This is a genomic window from Sphingobium sp. BS19 (assembly GCF_027925545.1).
Taxonomy (GTDB): domain Bacteria; phylum Pseudomonadota; class Alphaproteobacteria; order Sphingomonadales; family Sphingomonadaceae; genus Sphingobium.
On record NZ_BSEF01000017.1, the window covers coordinates 39,742 to 60,571 of the forward strand.

Sequence of the window (20,830 nt, forward strand, 5' to 3'; positions counted from 1 at the left end):
GACCCTGTTCGTAGCGGTCGATCTTCTTCATCGATGCGACGAGACCGAGCTTTTATCCGAACTGCTGGATCCTCAGCTGGATCGGCTTGGTGGGCGTAATGTTCGACATGTCGGAACATCCTCCACCCTCTCGCGGCTTATCGGGGATATCGTCAGCACAGCAGTTCACTCCGAAGCCATTCATCCTTCGCCCCAGGTGTGGAAACTCTTCCTTTCAGCTCTAGTGCACATGCAGGGAACCGAGGATGCGCGGGTCATACGATCATTCCGGGATATGCCCGGCAAAACAGGACGGTCTCCTCATCGTTCTGAAGGATAGTCGCCTGCGCGATACTATTTTTCGCAAGCAGCGGAAACTGGTCTCGTAATATCGACCTTCTTGTAGTTGACGCACAGTTTTATTTACAACAAATTGCCGAGCACAGGCGATGTGATTTGTGATTTTGAGCCGCTGCCAGGGGGACCTGCAGATGACGCCTCAAAGTCCACAAACAATCGATGGCGGAATATTATCGTTGATCAAGGAGCTTTCCGGGAAGCTTATCGAGCGGCGTCGCCGCAGAGACCGGATTTCTCAACACAGCCTGGCAAAGGCCGTCGGCTGCAGCGAACGCTGGATCCGCGAACTTGAGGGTGGAGCTGGGGCACCTGCGCTTGAGGATCATATTCGCTGCGCGCATTCGCTGCGGATGACCACGCCTCATTTGTTCATTCCCTTGCTTGCAACGGAGCACAATATGGACTTGCCGCGTGAGCTTTTGCTTCAAGATGACCTGTGGGAGCTCGAGAGAGATATTCTTGAGGTCGTGAGCCGACATCAGGCCGCAGCAGTCGCGCGCCGTGCCTCGCGTGCCGGATCTGTCACGCAACCTGACCAGTACCGTTAGAAGTCGGTATGTCTCCGGAACCCGTGGTGGCTGAAAGAGCCTATCTCCTTCTCAAGTCCGATATCATGGCGGGGCGCTTCCCGCCAGGAAGCATGCTCATAGAAAGGGCGTTGGCAGCGGAATACGGCGTATCCGTGTCGCCATTCAGGGACGGAGCCCAGCGCCTGGTCGGCGAGCATATGCTCGAAATCGCCTACGGTGGTGGCTATCGCCTGCTTCATCTGACGCCAGACGGCCTGCGAGACCTTTACCGCTGGCACGGTCATCTCCTGCGCCTCGTGCTCAAGGGAACGCGCCTGTCTGTAGGCGGTGCCTCAAGGCCCTATCTTCAACCCGATATAGATGGCCAGTCATTGGCGAAGGCGGCGACTGATTTGTTTCTGTCAGTCGCACGGGCTTGTCACGACGGTGAACATGCAACGGCCCTGAAGTCTGCGACCGAACGACTCCATATGGCTCGCCTGGCGGAGTTTCGCGTGTTGCGCAACTTGACCTCGGAATTGCGGGCGGTCGAGATCGCGACCACTTCCGGTCAAGGTTCAGACCGTTTTGAGGTCCTTTGGGCTTATCACAGGCGCCGAATTCGTCGTGTCGGAAGAATTTGTGAAAGCATCACTTCATGATCATGTGGTGCAATATGAATACGTTGTCTCAGATCATATAGGCTACATTTTGGTTGAATAGCATAATAGTACCGACTGGTTGCACAAGCGAGACCTTATAAGATGGCTGATCAATTGGGGTCTGACTTACCATGATTGGGCTGCAACGAGTGCAGCAGTCCAAAGAAGGAGGTAAGTATGGAACGCGACAACCATCTGGAAGCCGACCTGGTCGACCTGGGAGCGGTGACCGAGCAGACGAAGGGCAACAACGGCGTCGACATCGACCAGGCTCAGCAGCGGCTGCAGTCCGGGCTTTCCGACGACTGAAACGGTGGCGCGCAGGCCATGCTTGCGCGCCATACAGCTAGAGAATTGCTCATGGCCTATAAGCTGCGATCGGGTGTCTCCTATGTCTGGGTCGGACCTGCCCCGGTATTTCTGGATCTCTATCATAACCGATATTTCAAATTGTCACCCAGCGGGGCAGCCGCACTTAGGCGGCTGGAACGGGGTCAGATGGCCATACCCGGCGACGCCGAGATATTGCTCGGATCCGGCCTCATTTCCGCAACAGAATACCCTTCCATCGTTGCACCAACCGGGAATATGCCCGCAATCACTGGGTCTTATTTTGACCAGGCGAGGCGTCCGTCCTTGGGACATGTCATGGTTGCCGTGATCGACCAGCTATGGGCTCTCGCCATAATACGCTGGGTCGGGCTGGCGGCGGCTGTAGCAAAGCTGGAACGCCGGATACAGCGAACGCATGGTCATGAACGTCACGATGATATTGGCCGTCTGGTCGGATCCTATCGGCTCATTGATCTGCTTCTTTCCGCTGAAAACCGTTGCTTGGTGCGATCATTCGCGCTCGCCAGGTCCCTGACGAGATATAGCGTGGTGTTCAATCTCGTGATCGGCGTCCGTACGGGGCCGTTCGGTGCACATTGCTGGATTCAGAAAGGCGAAAGAAGCGTCAGCGACCACCGCGACAAGGCACGTGAATATGTGCCGGTGCTCATCCTGTGAAGCGCGTTCGCTATCTCGCATTGTCCGGGTCCGGTAATCTCGTCCACATGCGCGCTGTCGAAGTAGCAGCGTTGGCCGGAATGGAGGTGGCTATAAATCGGCCAAATTTCCTGCTGCTTGCCGATCAACCGGTGGGAGTTTTTAGCCAGCCGGGAAGAACGGCTTTCCTGCTAGGGTGGATCTATCGCCGCGATGGCGCGAAGATGTCAGTCGATCCCCTCAATCCTGCAGATGCTCAGGACGTATTCACCATAGAAGGGGCGATCCATCTCGAGAAATATTGGGGCTCATATGTTGCGATCCTACACGATGAGGATCACGACGACATCACGGTGGTGCGTGACCCGTCGGGGGGCATGCCATGTTACTATATGAAATCGCAGGGCGTGACGGCAATTGGTTCAGATATGGCGTTGTTTCGTCAGGTCGGCCTTTTGGGCTCCGCCATCGACGATGAGCAACTGGGTCGTCATCTGTATTTCCCAAATTTGAGAACAAGTCGGACATGCCTGGCTGAACTGAATGAAATTCCGGCGGGTTTTCAATTGGACATTCAGCTTGGTAAGAGCGAGCTGGCACAACGGTGGAACCCCTGGGATTATGCCAGGCGACAGGAATATTATGGCGAACCGGCTGCGGCAATATCGGATCTGCGAGCGACACTGACCTCCACAATAGGGGCATGGGTCTCACGATTTCCAACGCTTGTCGTGGGACTATCAGGTGGACTCGATTCATCGATAGTAGCGGCAGCAGCCGTTCAGGCGGGGGCGAAGGTCACAGGCCTGACCCTTGTGACCGATGAAACTGCTGGTGATGAGCGCTATTATGCGCGCGCAATCGCAAATTTCCTGCACATCCCAATGGAGGAGGTGTTTTTCAGCGCCGACGATACAGATCTTGAAATGAGCCATGCCGCTCATTTGCCACGGCCGTTGGCCCGATCCTTCGCTCAGTCAGGAGACCAAGCCTACCTGGCTGTCGCCAGCGCGGTAAGTGCCGATGCGTTTTTCACCGGGTCGGGTGGCGACAACGTGTTCTGCTTCCAGCAATCAGTCCTTCCGATCGCAGATCGGCTCCTCTTTGAAGGCGTTGGCCGTGGGGCAATGGTGACGGCTGCAGAAGTCGCTGAGATGGCAGAGACCAGTATCATACGCTGCGCGGCCTTAGCTGCACGCCGCGCGTGGCTGCGCAAGCCACAATATCGCTGGAAACCGAAGGCTGATTTGCTGAGTCGGGATTTTGTGAGCCGCTTAGGCGCGGAATTTTCGCATTCATGGCTTGAGGTGCCAATCGGTGAGCTGCCGGGCAAGGCAGCGCACATTGCTTATCTCATCCAGATCCAAAACCATCTCGAGGGATTCAGAAGAGAAACGGTCCTGCCGATGATAAACCCCCTCATGTCTCAACCGATCGTAGAGACGTGCCTGCGCATTCCCTCCTGGTACTTTTGCATGGGAGGAGAAAATAGATCGATCGCAAGAGCGGCGTTCGACTCCCGTCTCCCTGACTCGATCCTTCACCGCAGAACGAAGGGCGGCCCTGATGGCTTCCTGCAACGACTGGTCGAACGTAATCGGAGCAAAATTAAAGATATGCTGCTGGGCGGACATCTTGCAGCGGCCAATATCATCGATCGCTCAGCAGTGGACGCCGCAATTAAGCTGGAAGGAGACAGGCACAACCATATGCATTTCCGAATCCTCGAACTCGTTGATGCAGAAGCATGGGTAGCCGCGATGAAGTCGTCATGACGATATCCTATGGTGCCAAATTTTTTTGAGCCGCCATCGCCCGCCACCGATCATAGGTTGATTTCTTTTTGGCTGACGGATCCTCCTCATGTTTCAGCCAGAATTTGAACCAGTCTATGTTCCTTTCATAGATAGCAAAACGGTGGGCAGGGCCGTTCTTGATATGGTTTTCATTCGGGAAAATATATAAATCCGTTGGGCGATTTTTTGCCTTGAGGATCCCGTAGCTCTCCATCGCCATCAAATATTCGTTGTCCGAAATCTGCATCAGGATTGGCAAACTGAATTTATCGACGTTGCGTTCGATAGACGTCGTTGACCAGAAATGCGTTTGATCATGGTTTAGGGGTGGGTACCCTATAGCGATCAGTTGCTTTGCCCATGCCGAGCCGCCATAGATTTGCGTTGACTTCGGTTCCTGAAAGCCGGTCGAAATGGATGCGGCCGCGAACCGGCCAAGAGCGTTGACCAATGCAAATTGCACGGTAGAAACTCCGTCGCTCAAACCTGTGATACCTATACGATCGGTATCAATGCCGACGTGAGATTCAACCAAGGCGATGCCGTTCATCAAGGCGGAATGCACACTGCGTCGGTCATTCCAGTCGCGTTGATTGATGGTTCTTGCATCCAGCGCTGTTCGAATCGAGCCATCCTTGATCGTCATATAGTAGTCGGCAGGTCTCTGTAGGCTTAGGACTGCAAAGCCCTGTTCAGCGAGTGGAAAAATCGGATATTCGTCTCCGACACCGCCACGCAAAAAGCCCCTCGTGAGATACTGGACCACAATCAGCGGGATTTTCGATTGGTTAGAATGCTTCTGCGGCAAGACCAAATCTCCGAAGCATTCGATGCCGATAGAGTTTTTCCAGCGCAGGCGCTTTACTCCTCCCATCTGCAATCTGCGAAACGACGGATTGGGGTCGAACAAGATTGTTCTTGCGCCGCTACCTGAGTTGATACGAATGATACGCCGCGGCTGATTGGACGCTTCGTGAAGGCAGATAAGCGTGTCGGAAGCCAACTCGCAACCGGTGATAAGGTCTTCGGTCTTCAGCGTTGCCTTCGGGGCAGATTTCATGTCCCAGCTGTAGAATTGCAACTCGCTATTGCCCCAGCCCGCCCGCCGGAGAAACAACAGCCTTTTTGCTCCCCCAATCCACCACATATTCTGAATTCCGCTCGTACAAGCGGGATCATTGCAGCGCTGGCGGCGGCCATCAGCATGTTGAATCCATAGGTCTATGGGGGATGAAAGGCTGGTCCGATCCCGCCGCACCAACTGAGCCGCGAGGCCTTTGCTCGCCGGAACTGAGCGAACAAGCGCCTGTGACGTGCGATCATCCTGACGTTCGACGCGCTCGGACATTTCTTCAATCGTCGCGAGACGCAGGTCCGTGCCGCTGGCTGTCAAAGATTGAAATCGGATCGGTATGGGGGCAGGGAGGGAAGGACGGGCTTCCCTATTAGGTACAAAGCTGTCGTCATAGAGAAAGCCGGCGCGGCCTCGCTGATCGATATCAGCCTCCAATCTCGCGGCTTCTGGCTCGTTGCCAAACAACAGCCTTCCATCGGACGACCATCGTATCTCGCGAACGGCTGTTTCAGAGGTCGTGGTAAAGACCACGCTTGCGCGATCGACCGATACGACACGGGCCTGCGGGATGCCGGAGACCTGAACCAGATATGCCAGATACTGGCCGTCTGGCGACCAATGCGGATTATTGATAAGGGGCGTACCGTTGGTTGTGCGGAAACCGCGAATGTTTTGCACATCATTGATAAGGCCGCGGCTCATGTTCAGAATTTTCAATGGTCTCTGGCTTTGGGAGTCGATGGTGACCAATGCCTGACAATAGTCATTCAACGCCGGATCTGCCCGGCTGAGGACAAAGGCGAGATGCTTGCCATCGGGTGATAGCGCCAACGGGCTTTTGGGCAGATCGGTGCCGAAGTTCGGCCCGATATCGCGCAGACCGATCAGATCGGTTGTTGTGACACCGCGATTGTCCGCATGCCCATTTGCATCATCGTCAAAAAGATTACGGCAAACCAGCGGGGTTTCAGTGGCGGCTACCTCTGCATGAGAAGCCGCCACGATTATGCCGGCGCATGTCGCCAACAGGCCAAAACACTTCACGGCCCTTCACCAGGATTTCGAGATCGAAAAGCTGATATATCGACCCCATGGTGAGTAATTCGCGGAATCGTACGGCGCCTGACTGACCTGGGTTGTCGCAATCACAGATGGCTTGTTGTTGAAGATATTTTGTGCGGAAAGTGAGATGTCCATGCCGCGAAAAATCGGCGTTGAAATGTCTATTTTCAGCCTGGCAGTCAGATCGACTGTGGTCATAGAAGCGACGTCATATGTCGCCGTCGCGCGTCGATCTTCCACGCCACCGATATAGTTCAAAACCGGGGTTAGCCTGAAAGGTCCCTGGTCCCATGTGAACCCCGCGCTGCCCCGCAGATGCGGTGGGAAAAACAAGGTGCCGGCCAGTTCGCTTTCCGGCTGCAAAGCACTCAGCCGCTGTTGACTTTCGATATAGCTCGCATTTGCCCAGAAGGAGATATCTCCCATCTGACCGATGTCGGCATGATGGCTTAGACTGATATCGACACCGTCGATTTTCTGACGTGCCGCATTGGCATATTGACTGTAAATGATTGCTCCCACTTTCGCAGGGTTCCAAGAACTGCTGGAATTGTTGAAGAACAAGGCTCCGTCGAGCGCCGCGTTGATCTCATCACCGGTCGGGTTCAGGCTAACCAGATCAGCATAAATCGGATTGCTGAGCGCCTGGGTGATGTAAGTGACCGGGGTCACGATCCGGTTCCGATAGCGGATCGAATAATAGGTTATCTCGATCTTTGAATGGGGTGAGATTGCGGGTTGAAGTATCGCTGATGCGGTCCAGTTCGTGGACCGCTCCGGTTTCAAATCAGGGTTTCCGCCGCCGCTGTACAGTCCAACTGTTCCTGCCGGAAAGCCAGTTCCGCCAAACACCCCAATATTGTAGACGCTTGCGCCGCGGACACTATGCAATTGGTAGAGCGTCGGTGCCTTGAACGACTTGCCCCACGACACCTTGAACATCATCCCATAGCCCGTCGATAGCACCGCGCCGAGCTTCGGCGTCGCCACATCCCCTATTCCAGGATAGTCCTCGTAACGAACCGCGCCATTGAGAATGAGCGATTGGAGGAACGCACCGCTATCATCTGATCTGACAATCGGAGCGTTGATTTCAAGGAACCCGTAACGGTTATCCTGACTTGCTCTGATGCTCTGGCCGTTTTCGACCAGCCGATTATAGGAGTGGAGGAAATTCTTGCGATATCCACCGCCCAGTGCAGCTTTGATCGCACCTGCGCCGAGATCGAACAACGTCCCTTGGGCGATGCCCTCGACACTAAATGCCGTGTTGCAATAACAGAGTTCGGTTCTTGTGAGAACACTGTTCCAGTAGTCATCGGACTTTGCGAGAGTTCGATCTGTGGCATACACGCCCGAAAAATTTACTTTCCAAGAATTGCTGACGTCCAGGCTGATGTTGGGTGCCACGCTAAGTGTTCTGGTTTCCGTTACTCGGCGTAAACCCTGTATTCGATAATCACCAGCTACCGACGATGCAAATGCCCGATCCGTCGTGCGTTCGCCATACAATCCATCGATGCTGAACGTCACACCTGGCACGAGGTCTTGGTGGCCGCTAAACAACATATTATGGCGATCGAAGCCTGGATACAGGGTCAGGCCCGGCGAGCGAGCCGCTGCATATCCACGTTGACTTGATAGAATCGGCGTCGAGTGCCCGAAGTCATAGGCCAAAATGAATCCGCCGGTCTTCCAGGTTGTGCCGCCGGTAACACTATAATTTTGCTGTACGTTCCCGCCATCGGTGGAAGCTCCCCAATAGGCGCGGGTTGTCAGTCCGCGATAGTCCTTGCGCAGAATGATATTGGCGACACCAGCGATGGCATCGGACCCATAAATGGCGGATGCGCCATCAGTTACAATTTCCATCCTTTCCACAGCAGCAAGAGGAATGGCCGAAATGTCGATTGACTGAACCGCTGTGTTGAATGCCAGTCGGTGGCCGTTGAGAAGCGTGATGGTTGCATCGGAACCCAGGCCGCGCAGGTTGATCGAAGTGCCTCCTCCCAGATTGCTGCCAACGCTTTCTGGTACATTCTGTCCAATTCCTGGATTTTGCCCCGCGCCTGAAGCGACCGGCAAGGCTCGGATCGCCTCACCCAGGCTATTATATCCGTTGTCGAGCATTCTTTCGCGATTGATAACCTGCATTGGCGATGGAGAGGCGACTCCCGCAATCAGCGATCCTGTAACCACGATCTCGGTATTGGCGGCATCATGGTTTACCTCCCTAGCGACTTTTGAAGATCGCTCCCGGATCAGAATGGCTCCATCACGCTCGACAGCCGTCCAAGATGTTCCCTTCAGAACGATTTCCACCGCTTCGAGCGCGGTATAAATTCCGTTGAGTGCGGGAGCCCGGTGCCCCTTGACCGCCTCAGCAGGAAAGATGATGTCGTGGCTGGTTGTGCGGCCGATGGCGCGCAATGCCGCGTCGAGATTTTGCTGTTCGAGGTTCCAGTTCAGCTTCTGCTCCGGTTCGGCCAGCGAGGGCGTGGCCGTGCTCATCAGAGCCAGAGCGAAAACCGAACTGACCGAGCGCCATCTAACCTTGCTCATCGTTGTCCCCTATATTTTCCGGCGTGGTTCAAAGCCGGTTCCATTGGGAGTAGCGACGAGCGGGTTGCGCCAATTATGATGGTATTCGACAATTTCCTTTCGAAGGCGTGGGGCAGTGGCGCGCAAGATGAATGGAACTGGGGCTGCTCATGACCATCAAGCCCAGCATGTCACCGAGATTGCGCGCCAGCCGTGCGCTATCAGAGATACGAAAACTTCCCGATACGCGAATGTCCTCTATATCGGGTGACTCGCTGACCAGCGGAATAGAAGCATAGCGGTTTGCTTCCGCGAACAAATCCCCGAGGCGAACATTAGTGAAATTCCTCAAGCCATTGGGCCAGTCGCTGTCGTTAACGTCCACCTCTCTGATCTTTGTGGGCACGGCGATGGTATCATTCTCAAGTTCAACCTGCTCACCGGGTATGAGTTGGACTGGCCGCTGGAGATGCGCCGCTCTCGCGGCGGATTCGATCTCGACGTCAACCGCGCCTCTCACCAGCCAAACAACAACGTGATTGCCCGGCAGAAGGTCGACGTCGAAAATTGTACCTCGAGCTACAACCTTCCCACGGCCGGCATGAACCGTGAAAGGCCTGCCGTCATGGGCGACGGTAAAGCGCGCGCGGCCACGCAGCAGTCGGAGGTTTCTTTGGATATCGTCAAAATTCACGAGCACCAGGCTATTTGTATCGAGCGTGATGACGGAGCCATCCTTGAGATGAAAGGATTGAATATCGCCGGTGGCGGTAACAAGCGTTGCCATGGCCTGATTGGAGGACCGTGACGCGTCTTTCGTGGCGAAATGGGTCGTTGGCTCGTCGTGAATCGGGGCACTCCGCGCCCAATGCGCGACAAGGGCCGTCGCTCCAAGCAAGCCGATCAGCAGCAGGGCATATTTTGCTGCTTTCGTGCCAGACCTGTTTTGCCGGGTGTCGACGTCAAGCGTCTCGTTTATCGTCACCGCCGCATCTTCGGGCAACTCTTTCAATCGCTTGCCGATACTGTAAGCTTCGGCGATGCGGTTATAGGCGGCACGGTGAAGCGCACCACGCGCTAGCCACGCCTCAAAATCCTTCCGTTTGATCTGAGCTTCTTCCGGATCGCGCATGATTGCGAACCAATCGGCGGCCTCCTCCCTCAGTTGTCCATGGCGACGCGGCGGATCGGTGTCTTCCATCATTCCTGTTCCAGAGCCGCGTCGATATGGGCGAGGGCGCGGGCCACATGATATTGCACAGTTGGAATGGAAATTCCCATGTTTTGCGCGATTTGCCGGTAGGTTAGTTCGTCAACACGATGCGCCAGGAAGATTTCCCGGGTTCTTTGAGGAAGCTCATCAAGCGCGCGCCGGTAGATCCGCATCACGTCTTCGGCCTCCATGCGGGCGGCCTGGTCCGGCGGTATTGCGATTTCAAAGTCCTCGCCGATCGGCACGTGAAAGGCCGAGAGGCGCGTCTCAAGTCGTTTGTAGCGATCCAGTAGGAGATTTTGCGCGATGCGCTGAAGATATGCGGCCGGTCGGGGAAGCTCGGCTCTCGCCATACACCCGACGAGACGGACAAAGGATTCCTGAACGAGATCACCTGCATCATCCCGCGAACGCAGGCGCGCCTGAAAATAGCGTCGCAGCCTCGGGGCTTCAGTTTCGTAGATATGCCGAATGTCGCTGATATCCGGTCCGGTACTTTGCTGAGCGGCATCCTCGCTCAACCCGTTTGGGGAATTGCAATTATTTGACGACATGAAATCACGATTCCTCACAGCACGGCAGAGATCCCCCGGCCCAAGCCAGGAGTTATCTTAAGTGAGGTGAGCCGTATCGCTGTCGGAACAGAGCAACGCCGGCGCTCGACCCGTATGTCGAGCTTCGAGATACCTACAGGACAATCCTGCGAGTGGCTGCCATAGTCCACTCGTTTAGCGATCATGCCTTGGTATCGGCGTTCGATCAAGCCTTGGAGAACGTCCGGTCGGCAAATATTGCTGCCCACATTTTGGGACAGGTTTCCAGCAGATCGCCTCCATCGAAGCGTTAATTGACCGGAAAGCGCATCGCATATAGATATATGCGAGGAGTTAGCCATGCAGAAAGTTGATCAATTCGATTCGTTTGATCGTCGGCGCGAAAAGCAGCGCGCCCGCGAGCAGGATGATCACGACTTGAAATCTGGTGTCATCTCGCCCGAGGCTTTGGGGCAGCGCAACGGCTTTTTCTCCGGTGTCGATTTTTCCCGCGCCTCTGTGCGCCGTTCGCGGCGGGGCGCTGCCTGAGCGACAATCACTTAGATCCAGCTGCCGTTCTCGATATTGCTTCCCACCTCGTTCTGGAGGATGGCGCATTCGTCATAGGCGGACAGGCATTGAACCTCTGGGCGGAATTTTATTCCGCAGCCGAAGAGCTTCATCTTTACCGCCCATATACCTCCAAGGACATCGACTATTTCGGACGGCGTGAAGCCGCGCAAAAGTTGGCGCAAGCGCTCGGAGGCAAGGTGCTTATCCCGGAGGTCGACAATCAGACACCCGAGACCGCGATTGTCGAAGCGGTGGTGGACGGAATATCCATCCGTATTGATTTTTTGGGGCATGTCCTTGGCGTTCGGCCCAAGGAACTGACGGCTGGCGTTGCCGAAATTATCGTGCCCTACGAACGCGCTGGCCTGGCAGGGCAGGTTGCAATCCCTGTGATGAATCCACTCCACTGTCTGCAAAGCCGGATTGCCAATCTAAATATTCTGAAACGACCCGATGATACCGCCAGACGGCAGGCTGCAGCAGCTCCGATTGTGCTACGGGAATATATCAGCCACGCCCTGCGCGACGGCGATCATCGGGAGGCGACCCGTACTCTGCAAGGGCTGTTCCGTTTCCTCTCTCAAGATCCGTCAGGACGACAGGCGCATCGTTTGGCAGCCCGGGATCCCCTCGACGTCATGGTGGCGTTCGTGGATGATGACCGTATCGACGCTCGTTATCGTGAGAAGATATTGAGACCCGCCATTGTGAAGATCGAGAGGCAGCGATCGGCGATTGGGCGCGCAATCGCTGCGCTGACCTCCCGCCGGGAGAAATAATGGGCGTTGAGATAAGAGACCAACGCCTTGCAGCTTGATGAAGTCTCATGATCGCTTTGCGCCGCTTGAAACGATGGTGTGTCTCTTCCGGCTATTCCCCTTCGAATGCCGATTTCGCCGCGGTTTCCGCATCGATTTTCAACTTTGCGATGCGTCCAGAGCACACCTCATGCACAAGTTCTCCAAGTATCTGAATCCTGCCTTGAAGCCAGATGAGCTCTTCGGATGAAATCTCAAAATGCTTCGAATGTTGGCCCTTGCGATAGGCGTCCTTCAATTTCTGATACATAGCGCGTTCGGCGTGGGTTGCACGAGGCCAGGCATCAAAGAGCCGCCTGTCCAATCCTTCCGCCATCCCTCTGAGAAAGATAATATTTGTGCTACGCGGAGCATAGAATGTGAGGGTCGTCAGAACGCATCTATAAAGTTTTTCAGTTGCTTGATGAAAATCGAATGCTGCGTCGCTGAACCAACTTCTACCCTGGCTGACCTCAGCGAGTGCAAAGCGCCTCATCGCACCCGGAAACAAATCTTCGAAATATTCTTTCGCCATAAGGTAGGCTTGTTCAGGCGTCTTTGGCTTGGCCTCCGCCAGCGATCGATCATCAGATTGATAAAGGATCACGCCATCCCTGGCGATCTCGGTGAACAGAAGCCGCCCATGAGACAGGCCATCATTCACCTGCTGCAACGTATGGACAATGAAATTGACCGGCGTGCGGATGATCTTCTCGACCTGATAGGCGTCGAAAAGGCGTTGCTCCGTCTCTTCCCAGTAGCTGACGCCGTCGGTCAGCTCCTTCTGATTGACGATCACCAGGATGTCATAGTCGGAGGTAAACTGGTTGGCGTCGAATGGTGCATCGACCCAATCGCCCCTCGCATAGGATCCGAAAAGAATGACCTTAAGGATCCTGGCGGACTTACGTCGTCCCGTCGCGTCCTGTGTCGCCTCGCGAAATCCCTGGAAAAGAATTTCCACGACGCGATCGAGTTCGCGCTGCTTGGTCATCGGCAGATGATTGAGGTCAGTCCGCATTAGTTCAATCTCTAATCCTGTTATCAAGGCCTGCCAAGCGCGTCACCGAACCCATTCTACTACGACCCCGAGGTCGAGTATCTCCCATGCCCGATCAGCTGTCACTGCGATTGCCTCCCGGCATGATGCCAGGGCCAGACAGGAACGAGCACCAAGAGACAAGCCGATACTGCGCGTCTCGCTGTGCAATTTCCCACCGACATCAGCCTGGATTCGATCGACGGGTACGACGTCAATGTCCAGCTCTGCCAGCATCGTCTGTGCATCTGCAACATTGACACCTTGGTCCGCAAGCTTTGCCAACACCTCATGGTAGTTTACCGCCGACACCAGAGCACCGCTCAATCGCTTCTCCACCTGATCGGCACCCGGTTCGCCAAACAGGAGACATAAAAGCGCCGATGCATCAAGAGCATAAACGGCATTTGCTCCGCTGTCAGTCACGGGCCGCCTCGGCCCGCCGCTCGGCGATCAACGCCTCGGAGACAAGGCCCTCTTTCGGCGCAAAAGCACGCAGGCGCTCCTGCGCCCGTCGCAAGGCGGAGCGCGCAGGTCGAATACGAACTTCTTCGCCATTGAGTTCGAACAGAACCGTGTCGCCATTCTGCAAACCCAAGGAACGGCGGATATCAGCGGGAAGGGCTATTCGCCCTCCTGCAATGACCTTGCCTCGCAGGACAGTCATGCCACTTGCATCCTCGCTGGTACTGGTGCGGCAGCTGTACGTTATTCGGCTCTTGGGTATAACGGTGTCGCCGAGGTCAAAAGCAGAGATTTCAGCCCCGAGATTGAGGCAATGTCCGATCAGAATATCGATCGCCTCCTCCACCGCCTGTTTCGTCGGGTCAGCTAGTTTCAGATCAGTGCATCGACCATCGACGGGGTCATCCCCGCGCACCAGCGCGCCTAACTCCTCCAGCCGCGTCGAGCGACGATGCGCCGTTGACGATGCATGGTCCGTGGAAAGACACGCCTGATAAATTCTTTCACCCTCGATCTCAGCAAGATAGACCTGGAGCAAAGAACCCAGATAGGGGCTGGACGATAATTTGGGCCCCATCTTCTTGAGGATTGCAGCTTGCATTTTCAGAATCGTTCGGCACGCGATTGCCCGGCAGGATAGAGGCCAGCCGCCTTGATCCCCAATTTGCGCCGATGTGTTCGACGCGGGCATCATGCATGACTTCCGACGGAGCGAGGGGAAGACCACTCTTGCGTCCATCCTCTGCCGGGCATGTCTGAAAGAAGGCCGACGCCTGTCATAAATAGCCTGCCATTCGAAAGCTCGTCGTACCTTTCCGCGCCACGACCAGATGATCGTGGACGATGACGCTGAGGCTGGACGCAGCCTTGACGATCCTTTCGGTCAAATCCCGATCCGCCCGGGACGGCTTGGAGCAACCGGAGGGATGATTGTGGACGAGGAGAATTGCCGTTGCCTCCAGGTCCAGGCAACGCTTCAGGATTTCGCGGGGCCAGGCCTGAACGGCCGACACGGTCCCGACGCCCATCACCTCGTCCGCGATCAGCTCGTTGCCCGCATTGAGGAACAGAACCCGAAACCGCTCGATCGGGTCATAGGCCATTTGCGCCCTCAAATAATCGAGCACAAACTCATCGCTGGAAAATATGGGCCGCTGCATGAGTGGCCCCTTCAGCATCTGTGTCATCGCACGCCTGAAGCTGAGGAAGGTTTGTTCGACCTCGATCGAGCCGTCCAGCAATTCGATCCTGGCCGCCGAACGCGCTGAGACAGTCTCACCAAGAGAGCCAAAGCGAGCAAAGAGGCGTTCCGAAAGTTCCTGCGCGCGATCAGGACAGGTAAGCCCGATCAGTTCTTCCAGGGCGCGTCGGCACCCAAACGTGTCAATCGTGCCTTGTGCCGCCAGGTGGCGATGATCAGGCCCAGTTGGGCGAACCAACTCCATACCGCCAGCGCCTGCATGTAGGCACGGGGAACCACGCTGGGCGCAATCATCAGTGCAACATGAATGATGACTTCGGCGCCCAGCATCCCGGCGATCCAGATCGGCCAAAAACGGGTGCTCCGAATTGAAAGCCATAGGAAAATGCCCAATATAAGCAAATCGATGATCAGGATGCCGGCTTCGACGCCCTGAAACCGGATTCCGAAAGGAGACGCGACAAACACAGTCAGGCTTGCGCCACCTAGCAGGGTGGCCGCACCGATACGCTCGGGTTGGCCACCCTTGATGAAGGCATAGGCGCTGCTCAGAAGCAGAAGAGCCAGGAACAATATTTGTCGCGTCATGACGTAGAGGAACGACAAATGTCCCGCTCCGTCAATTTCTCCCGGCGGTAGCATCATACCGCTCGGAGATGCTGTCCCTGGGCGGACGACCCTGCCCTTGCCACCTTCAGAAGGTCGCCATAGCTGGTCTCCGGCAATCCCATCGCGTCACTGGCATGTTTGAGATTGGCGTGGGTGGTGACTATCTTCTCGCGCGTTTCTGCAACGAGCAGCATAGCCGAGGCGGAGCTTTGGATGGCGTCCTGGCCGATCATGGCCGAGAGGCGGGCATCCAGTCGCGCAAGCGGCAATGCTGCATTGAGTTCGGCGATACGGGCGGCTGCGATGTCGATGGCCTCTTCGGCAGCGAATAAACGCTCGGCAACATGTTTGGCGACGGATTGGCGTTGAGCACGCATGGTTTCTCCTTCCCGCCCATCGGGGCAGGTCATGGTGATGGATTAGAGGATGTGCTGCTCTATTTTGCCACAAGGTCGTTGAGTACCAACAGCAGGGATATTCCGGCCCCTACGGCAAACAGCATCATGGGCGTGAGGATCGCGAACACGATCAGGGTGGAAGGTCCGTTCAGGTCATTGCGTTGCCTCCCGGCTGCGCGGAACGGCACGATGTCGAGCAAGGAGGAGGGCTGTTTGCGAACGCCATATCGGCGTTGTCCTTCTGCGAACAGATCCTCGAGTTCCTCTTGCGCTGGCTGTGCGTCCGCCTTGGTTTCGGTAGACGCATTTGACCCACAATGGGCTCTGCCGGGAATAGTCATCGGATAGGGGGGTATAATCTGCCCCCCCTTTCCAACCTCCCAGTCCACGAAAAGCTGGGCTGCTTTCCATCGCGAGACGTTCCCGAGTATCTGCCGGGTTTCCAGAATATGGTTGTTCACGGTATGAGGGGACAGGTTCAAGGCCCGCCCGATCTCCTTGGACGATAAGCCTTTGGCGGCTTCTCGCAGGCAATCGCCCTTACGCGCGCTGAGCCGCTCAAGCCGGTCTGAATAGTCTTCCTCGTTCAAGGGCGTGTCCCTTCGCCAGTTCGTGGCGACCGGAATTGGCGTCCTCTCAAATCATTATATTCGATTTTATTTTGCCGTCAGTATCCGGTTGCAGCCATTCTGCTTCAAACAAAAACCTTTCGAAAACATAGTCGTTCTGCATCGGGTTTAACAGATTGTTTTGCAAGCAATCCGAACCGGTCACGCTACGGCAGCGACGCCAGAGGATCATAGCTGGCGATAGGCTTGGCGCTTACGAACCCATCCCATCGTCCCCGGATACATGACGTTCGGCCGGGCGCTGCTCTGCAGCGATCGAGCCTCGCGAAGGAGAGAGGAGGCAAGGCGAGCGGAAGAGCCCAGAGGGATCCGGTTGCCATGCAATATTCTGAAATTCCTGCTCTGCTGCAAGATATTAAAGCATATCTTGTGACCGGAGGCTGGCCGCCTTCACGCCGTCGGCGTCGCGCGCATCTGCTGGAGCGTCTCGATGCCATCACAGCGCAACTGGACGCGGGGCCGCATCCAGCAGTTGCAGTCGCTAGGAGCAGACTGGAAGGCGCACCGGTGCTGCGCATCGATGCGGACGAGCCCCATATCGAGGAGACGCCGGAAGGCGTGTGGGTCAGGGGATGGATATGGGTGGAGCAGCAAGCCTTGGCGTCCTGCGATTCGATGCGAATGACGAAGCTCCGCAACGCGATTGCGGATTTGCCGCAGCAAACTCGCGCCGTTTTCCTAGCCCATTGCGTCGAGGGTTCTGCCTATCCGGCGATAGCCCGCAGGCTGAGGCTCGAAGTTGCTGAGGTCCAGTGCGAACTGGCATCGGCGCTTTTGATACTCTCGCAGGCCCTCGACGAGACATGAAGGACAATCCGCCAGTGCGGCTGACGCCGATGAAATCTCTTGAACTGGAATTTGAGGGTGCTTCCCTGTGCAGTAAGCTGGGCGGAACATGGCAGAAAGATCGAGGCCTATGTCTGTGTCCGGCCCATGATGACCATAACCCCAGCCTGTCGATCCGCGTTGGCGAGCGCGCATTGCTCTTCAAATGTTTTGCGGGCTGCGACAGGAGAGACGTCCTGCGGGCAATCCGGCATTTACGCCCGCCCCATTCGGAGCGACATATTTCGGCTTTGTCGAGCAACCTATCTTTGCCTCAAGCGGGGGCAGGTCCCGCCCTGCGCATATGGGACGCATCGGCAAAGCTCACCGGCACGCCCGCGCAAACCTATCTGTCGAAACGTGCGCTCGCGCAGCCCTGGCATGATTTGCGCTATAATTCACGCACGCCGCTGGGAAGAGGCCGGAGCGCGGAGTTCCGGCCCGCAATGATCGCAGCCGTGCGCGAGCGGCGTCGGATCGTCGCCATTCACCGCACCTTCCTCGATCCGAGAGCCGCCACCCGGGCAAGCGATCTGGCCGATCCCCGCATGATGCTCGGGCGTCCTGGTCGCGGCGCAGTACAACTTGTACCTCCCGGCCCGGTCCTCGGCCTGGCCGAAGGCATCGAAACCGCGCTGGCGGCGATGCAACTGCATGGGATTCCGGTTTGGGCGGTTCTTGGGGCGGAACGGGCCGGACACATTCTGTTACCCGACTGGCTCGATCGGCTCGTCCTGCTGTTCGACAGGGATGCGGCCGGTTGGAAGGCGAACCAAAATGCGCGCCTTGCTTATAAACGCCCTGGCCTGGAGATCATCAGCGCATGGCCACCACCGCCAAACAATGATTGGGCGGACGTCCTGGAAGGCCGGCCGCGCGCTGCCTGATCACTATGAAACGGAGGGCTGCCCTGCAATGCCAGGAACAGGGCAGCCGACGCCGTTCAACCGTTCAGACGATCCTTGATCGCCTTGGCAGGCGTGAACGTCAGCTTCTTCGAAGCCTTGATCGCGATGGTTTCGCCGGTGGCCGGATTACGGCCTTCGCGCGCCGCTATGTCCTTCACCTTGAACTTGCCGAAGCCGTTCAGGGAAATCTCGTCGCCTCTGGCCGCCGCGTCGGCGATCGCGCCGAATAGGGCGTCGACGAGTTTGCGTGCATCCGCCTTGGTCAGTCCATGATCGGCGGTGAGCGCTTCAGCCAGCTCGGAATTGTTCATAAACTTCCTCCTGAAATTATGCAGCTGCCGTGTCTAGCGCCACGGCATCGTGCCGTCACGCGTCAAAACGGCGCAAACGGAAGGAGAGGGGGAAGGGACCGGATGCGCGGTTCGATGTGCGGGCCGCAGCTTTTGCGGAGTTTGTTGCATGACCAAGCCATCCATCCTCGTCCCGGCAACCCATCTCACCAAGTCGCCCGTCAATGTGCGCAAGCGGACCGATCCGCGCGCTGACGCGGAACTCGAAGCCAGCATCGCGGGACATGGCCTCATCCAGAACCTCGTCGGGGTGCCGGTGTCCCGCAAAAAGGGTCATTATCGGATCACGGCCGGTGGCCGACGCCTTGATGCAATCCATCGCCTGATCGAGAAGGGGACGCTGCCGTCCGATCATGAGGTGCCTGTCCTTATTCTTACCAACACGAAAGACGGCCGTGAAATCAGCCTCTCTGAAAACTATGACCGGCTTCAGATGTCGCCTGCCGAAGACTGCCTGGCATTTCGCGATCTGATCGAGATCGAGGGTCGCAGCACAGCGGAAATCGCCAAGCGCTTCGGCATCGAGGAACGTTTCGTAATCGGGCGCCTGCGTCTTGCTAACCTCGCCCAGCCTATCTTCGAGGCGCTTGAAGCTGACGAAATCACCCTCGATATCGCCAAGGCCTACGCGACCACTGCCGACACCGGTCGCCAGACGGCGGCCTGGGAAGCGTTGCGCAACAGCTATTCGCGCGACAACGTCAATGAAATCCGACGGGCGCTCAATGGCTACAGCTACCGGGCGAACGATCCCAAGGCCCTGTTGGTCGGGCGGGATGCCTATATCGCAGCTGGCGGCCGTGTTGAGGACGCGGATCTGTTTTCCACCGCTGCCGACGAGCGCTGGATCGACACCCATATCCTCGATGAATTGGCCGAGGCGCAACTCACAGCTCAGGCCGAGGCGATCCGCGAGCGTGAGGGTCTGGGAGAGGTCCGCGTCGTCGCCGGTGCTCATATTCCCTATATGGAAACCTATGCGCTGCAGCCACTGACGGGCGCTGCCGAGCTGCTTACGGACAAGCAGGAAGCGCGCAAGCAGGAGATCGAGGATGAGATCGCGGATATCGAGCGCCTTGCCGAAGATGAGGATCATGAATCCCATGATGACGAGGAGCAGCGCTATGCCGCGCTTCAGGCAGAACTGACGATGATCGTTGACCGCGCGCCGGTGCTTGACGCTGAACAGAAAGCGTCTGCGCTCGCCTATGTCGTGCTCGCCGCCGATGGCACGCCGCAAATCCATCACCAGCTTTATGTCGCGCCGGTCTCCGATGAGGAGAGCGGCGAGGCCGACAATGACTGCGACGAGGGTGATGACGACGCCGGCGACGAAAGGCAGGATAACAGCATCGTCGGCGACGCTCGTCCGGCGATGAGCCAGCGCCTTCGCGAAATGCTGGCGATGATGAAGACAGAGCTGCTGGCGGTCCACGTCGCCAGCGATCCCGCGTTCGCGTTGAATCTGGGCACCTTCATCATGGTCGACCGGGAATCCCGCCTGGGATCCTTCGACATCCCGAGCGATCTACGGGCCTCCGCGCCGTCCCGACTCCTCGCCGACTTCAAGCCGACAACGGCCGCCGCCGGTGAATGGACGAAACTCGGCGAGGCGCTCGATCGCAGCTGGCTTCAACACCATACCGTTCCAGATCGCTATGAAGCCTTCTGCGCCCTTGCCGATGCAGCGCGCGCGGCCTGGCTGGGATGGGCGATCGCGCGCACGCTTCACGCGGTTCCTGCAGGACGCCGCGAGGCAGGCTTCCTCGATCATCTGGGGCGCAAGATGGGTATCGATGTCGCGGCCTGGTGGCGGCCGACGGCGCTGACCTATTTTGACAAGCTGACCAAGCCCGGCATCCTCGCTTTGTTCGAGGAGATCGGCGGACTGGAACTTCGCATGCGCTATTCCGGGTCGAAGAAGCACGATCTGGCCGCATCGGCCGAGCGGCTATTTGGTGGCGATGTCATCATCGAGCCTGAGATCCAGCAACGGGCGCTGGCCTGGCTACCTGATGAAATGCGGTTCGCCGTGCCGGAAAAATGCGCAGCGCCGACCGCGTCTGACCATAGCGGGAGCAACGTTGCGGACGGGGTGAACGAGGAAGGCGCCAGCGAAGGCGAAGAAAGCTTCGCGCAAGCCGCCTGAACACGGCCGGGGGCATGGCTTCATCCCCGCCCTCGGCTTCGGCCTTGGATAAAACTATTCAATGGTCCGAATGACTGACAGATGTCGATGTTAATTGCCTTCAGCGAGTTGCCGCTTGCCGTTTGCAGGGGCGCAGAGAATCGTCGAACTGACGGCCAAGCCGCGGT

The 20,830-nt window shown here is 56.9% G+C and carries 22 protein-coding genes; 10 read left to right on the forward strand and 12 right to left on the reverse strand.

Annotated features, from left to right (window positions below):
* The first annotated feature begins 515 nt into the window (after positions 1-515).
* The 5 genes from QMG56_RS17835 (at position 516) to QMG56_RS17855 (ending at position 4,275) form a co-directional block, all read left to right on the forward strand.
* On the forward strand, positions 516-887 hold the full coding sequence (locus tag QMG56_RS17835) for a helix-turn-helix domain-containing protein (protein WP_217884276.1): 372 nt from the start codon (positions 516-518) through the stop codon (positions 885-887).
* A 26-nt stretch (positions 888-913) separates the two neighbouring features.
* Positions 914-1,510 (forward strand): GntR family transcriptional regulator, encoded by a 597-nt coding sequence (locus QMG56_RS17840; RefSeq protein ID WP_176342159.1) that lies wholly within the window; start codon positions 914-916, stop codon positions 1,508-1,510.
* Positions 1,511-1,687: 177 nt separating this feature from the next.
* Positions 1,688-1,819, forward strand: a complete 132-nt coding sequence (locus tag QMG56_RS17845; protein WP_120252424.1) for a benenodin family lasso peptide — start codon at positions 1,688-1,690, stop codon at positions 1,817-1,819.
* A 51-nt stretch (positions 1,820-1,870) separates the two neighbouring features.
* Positions 1,871-2,521 (forward strand): lasso peptide biosynthesis B2 protein, encoded by a 651-nt coding sequence (locus tag QMG56_RS17850; RefSeq protein WP_176342160.1) that lies wholly within the window; start codon positions 1,871-1,873, stop codon positions 2,519-2,521.
* Positions 2,518-4,275, forward strand: a complete 1,758-nt coding sequence (locus tag QMG56_RS17855) for an asparagine synthetase B family protein (protein ID WP_281823784.1) — start codon at positions 2,518-2,520, stop codon at positions 4,273-4,275. The genes QMG56_RS17850 and QMG56_RS17855 overlap by 4 nt, the downstream gene beginning before the upstream one ends.
* A 7-nt stretch (positions 4,276-4,282) precedes the next feature.
* Here QMG56_RS17855 and QMG56_RS17860 read toward each other — a convergent pair whose 3' ends face one another.
* From QMG56_RS17860 to QMG56_RS17875, 4 genes are all read right to left on the reverse strand, one after another.
* Positions 4,283-6,373: an Atxe2 family lasso peptide isopeptidase gene (locus QMG56_RS17860; RefSeq protein ID WP_176342161.1), complete on the reverse strand. Its 2,091-nt coding sequence runs from the start codon at positions 6,371-6,373 to the stop codon at positions 4,283-4,285.
* A gap of 48 nt (positions 6,374-6,421) precedes the next feature.
* Positions 6,422-8,995 carry a TonB-dependent receptor gene (locus QMG56_RS17865; protein WP_086486282.1) on the reverse strand — a complete coding sequence of 858 codons (2,574 nt, stop codon included), beginning with the start codon at positions 8,993-8,995 and terminating at the stop codon, positions 6,422-6,424.
* Positions 8,996-9,068: 73 nt separating this feature from the next.
* Entirely contained in the window at positions 9,069-10,178 is a 1,110-nt protein-coding gene (locus QMG56_RS17870) for a FecR domain-containing protein (protein WP_086486283.1), read from the reverse strand.
* On the reverse strand, positions 10,175-10,708 hold the full coding sequence (locus tag QMG56_RS17875) for an RNA polymerase sigma factor (protein ID WP_086486284.1): 534 nt from the start codon (positions 10,706-10,708) through the stop codon (positions 10,175-10,177). The genes QMG56_RS17870 and QMG56_RS17875 overlap by 4 nt, the downstream gene beginning before the upstream one ends.
* Positions 10,709-11,080: 372 nt before the next feature.
* Between QMG56_RS17875 and QMG56_RS17880 the strand changes: the two genes are divergently transcribed.
* Positions 11,081-11,269, forward strand: a complete 189-nt coding sequence (locus tag QMG56_RS17880) for a hypothetical protein (RefSeq protein ID WP_130754741.1) — start codon at positions 11,081-11,083, stop codon at positions 11,267-11,269.
* Positions 11,270-11,358: 89 nt separating this feature from the next.
* Positions 11,359-12,072, forward strand: coding sequence for a hypothetical protein (locus tag QMG56_RS17885; protein ID WP_086486285.1), 714 nt, complete (start codon positions 11,359-11,361; stop codon positions 12,070-12,072).
* Between the two features lie 91 nt (positions 12,073-12,163).
* Here QMG56_RS17885 and QMG56_RS17890 read toward each other — a convergent pair whose 3' ends face one another.
* The 7 genes from QMG56_RS17890 to QMG56_RS17920 form a co-directional block, all read right to left on the reverse strand.
* Entirely contained in the window at positions 12,164-13,111 is a 948-nt protein-coding gene (locus QMG56_RS17890) for a nucleotidyltransferase domain-containing protein (protein WP_281823791.1), read from the reverse strand.
* A gap of 42 nt (positions 13,112-13,153) precedes the next feature.
* The gene (locus QMG56_RS17895) at positions 13,154-13,555 is read right to left on the reverse strand and encodes a type II toxin-antitoxin system VapC family toxin (RefSeq protein ID WP_086486287.1); all 402 of its coding nucleotides are present in this window, start codon (positions 13,553-13,555) and stop codon (positions 13,154-13,156) included.
* Entirely contained in the window at positions 13,548-14,288 is a 741-nt protein-coding gene (locus QMG56_RS17900) for an AbrB/MazE/SpoVT family DNA-binding domain-containing protein (RefSeq protein ID WP_217884279.1), read from the reverse strand. The genes QMG56_RS17895 and QMG56_RS17900 overlap by 8 nt, the downstream gene beginning before the upstream one ends.
* 82 nt (positions 14,289-14,370) lie before the next feature.
* Positions 14,371-15,039 carry a RadC family protein gene (locus tag QMG56_RS17905; RefSeq protein ID WP_086486288.1) on the reverse strand — a complete coding sequence of 223 codons (669 nt, stop codon included), beginning with the start codon at positions 15,037-15,039 and terminating at the stop codon, positions 14,371-14,373.
* A complete protein-coding gene (locus QMG56_RS17910; protein ID WP_086486289.1) occupies positions 14,943-15,383 on the reverse strand; it encodes a hypothetical protein in 441 nt (146 codons plus the stop codon). The genes QMG56_RS17905 and QMG56_RS17910 overlap by 97 nt, the downstream gene beginning before the upstream one ends.
* Before the next feature lie 53 nt (positions 15,384-15,436).
* Positions 15,437-15,781 carry a hypothetical protein gene (locus tag QMG56_RS17915; RefSeq protein ID WP_086486290.1) on the reverse strand — a complete coding sequence of 115 codons (345 nt, stop codon included), beginning with the start codon at positions 15,779-15,781 and terminating at the stop codon, positions 15,437-15,439.
* Between the two features lie 59 nt (positions 15,782-15,840).
* On the reverse strand, positions 15,841-16,392 hold the full coding sequence (locus tag QMG56_RS17920) for a helix-turn-helix transcriptional regulator (protein WP_176342163.1): 552 nt from the start codon (positions 16,390-16,392) through the stop codon (positions 15,841-15,843).
* A gap of 357 nt (positions 16,393-16,749) precedes the next feature.
* On the opposite strand from QMG56_RS17920, the gene QMG56_RS17925 reads away from it, so the two are divergent.
* Entirely contained in the window at positions 16,750-17,238 is a 489-nt protein-coding gene (locus tag QMG56_RS17925) for a sigma factor-like helix-turn-helix DNA-binding protein (protein WP_086486292.1), read from the forward strand.
* Positions 17,235-18,143: a toprim domain-containing protein gene (locus tag QMG56_RS17930; RefSeq protein WP_176342164.1), complete on the forward strand. Its 909-nt coding sequence runs from the start codon at positions 17,235-17,237 to the stop codon at positions 18,141-18,143. The genes QMG56_RS17925 and QMG56_RS17930 overlap by 4 nt, the downstream gene beginning before the upstream one ends.
* A 56-nt stretch (positions 18,144-18,199) precedes the next feature.
* Here the strand turns inward: QMG56_RS17930 and QMG56_RS17935 are convergent, their stop codons facing one another.
* Positions 18,200-18,475 carry an HU family DNA-binding protein gene (locus QMG56_RS17935; protein WP_086486293.1) on the reverse strand — a complete coding sequence of 92 codons (276 nt, stop codon included), beginning with the start codon at positions 18,473-18,475 and terminating at the stop codon, positions 18,200-18,202.
* Between the two features lie 148 nt (positions 18,476-18,623).
* Here QMG56_RS17935 and QMG56_RS17940 point away from each other — a divergent pair, with 148 nt between their 5' ends.
* Positions 18,624-20,663: a ParB/RepB/Spo0J family partition protein gene (locus tag QMG56_RS17940; RefSeq protein WP_281823799.1), complete on the forward strand. Its 2,040-nt coding sequence runs from the start codon at positions 18,624-18,626 to the stop codon at positions 20,661-20,663.
* Positions 20,664-20,830 lie beyond the last annotated feature (167 nt).

What these genes read in the sequence shown, in the direction of transcription:
- QMG56_RS17915 (WP_086486290.1), bottom strand. Translation starts at nt 15,781, where the DNA reads ATGCGTGCTCAACGCCAATCCGTCGCCAAACATGTTGCCGAGCGTTTA.
- QMG56_RS17890 (WP_281823791.1), bottom strand. Translation starts at nt 13,111, where the DNA reads ATGCGGACTGACCTCAATCATCTGCCGATGACCAAGCAGCGCGAACTC.
- QMG56_RS17910 (WP_086486289.1), bottom strand. Translation starts at nt 15,383, where the DNA reads ATGACGCGACAAATATTGTTCCTGGCTCTTCTGCTTCTGAGCAGCGCC.
- QMG56_RS17925 (WP_086486292.1), top strand. Translation starts at nt 16,750, where the DNA reads ATGCAATATTCTGAAATTCCTGCTCTGCTGCAAGATATTAAAGCATAT.
- QMG56_RS17935 (WP_086486293.1), bottom strand. Translation starts at nt 18,475, where the DNA reads ATGAACAATTCCGAGCTGGCTGAAGCGCTCACCGCCGATCATGGACTG.
- QMG56_RS17865 (WP_086486282.1), bottom strand. Translation starts at nt 8,995, where the DNA reads ATGAGCAAGGTTAGATGGCGCTCGGTCAGTTCGGTTTTCGCTCTGGCT.
- QMG56_RS17905 (WP_086486288.1), bottom strand. Translation starts at nt 15,039, where the DNA reads ATGGAGTTGGTTCGCCCAACTGGGCCTGATCATCGCCACCTGGCGGCA.
- QMG56_RS17940 (WP_281823799.1), top strand. Translation starts at nt 18,624, where the DNA reads ATGACCAAGCCATCCATCCTCGTCCCGGCAACCCATCTCACCAAGTCG.
- QMG56_RS17845 (WP_120252424.1), top strand. Translation starts at nt 1,688, where the DNA reads ATGGAACGCGACAACCATCTGGAAGCCGACCTGGTCGACCTGGGAGCG.
- QMG56_RS17850 (WP_176342160.1), top strand. Translation starts at nt 1,871, where the DNA reads ATGGCCTATAAGCTGCGATCGGGTGTCTCCTATGTCTGGGTCGGACCT.
- QMG56_RS17880 (WP_130754741.1), top strand. Translation starts at nt 11,081, where the DNA reads ATGCAGAAAGTTGATCAATTCGATTCGTTTGATCGTCGGCGCGAAAAG.
- QMG56_RS17930 (WP_176342164.1), top strand. Translation starts at nt 17,235, where the DNA reads ATGAAGGACAATCCGCCAGTGCGGCTGACGCCGATGAAATCTCTTGAA.
- QMG56_RS17900 (WP_217884279.1), bottom strand. Translation starts at nt 14,288, where the DNA reads ATGATGCCCGCGTCGAACACATCGGCGCAAATTGGGGATCAAGGCGGC.
- QMG56_RS17870 (WP_086486283.1), bottom strand. Translation starts at nt 10,178, where the DNA reads ATGATGGAAGACACCGATCCGCCGCGTCGCCATGGACAACTGAGGGAG.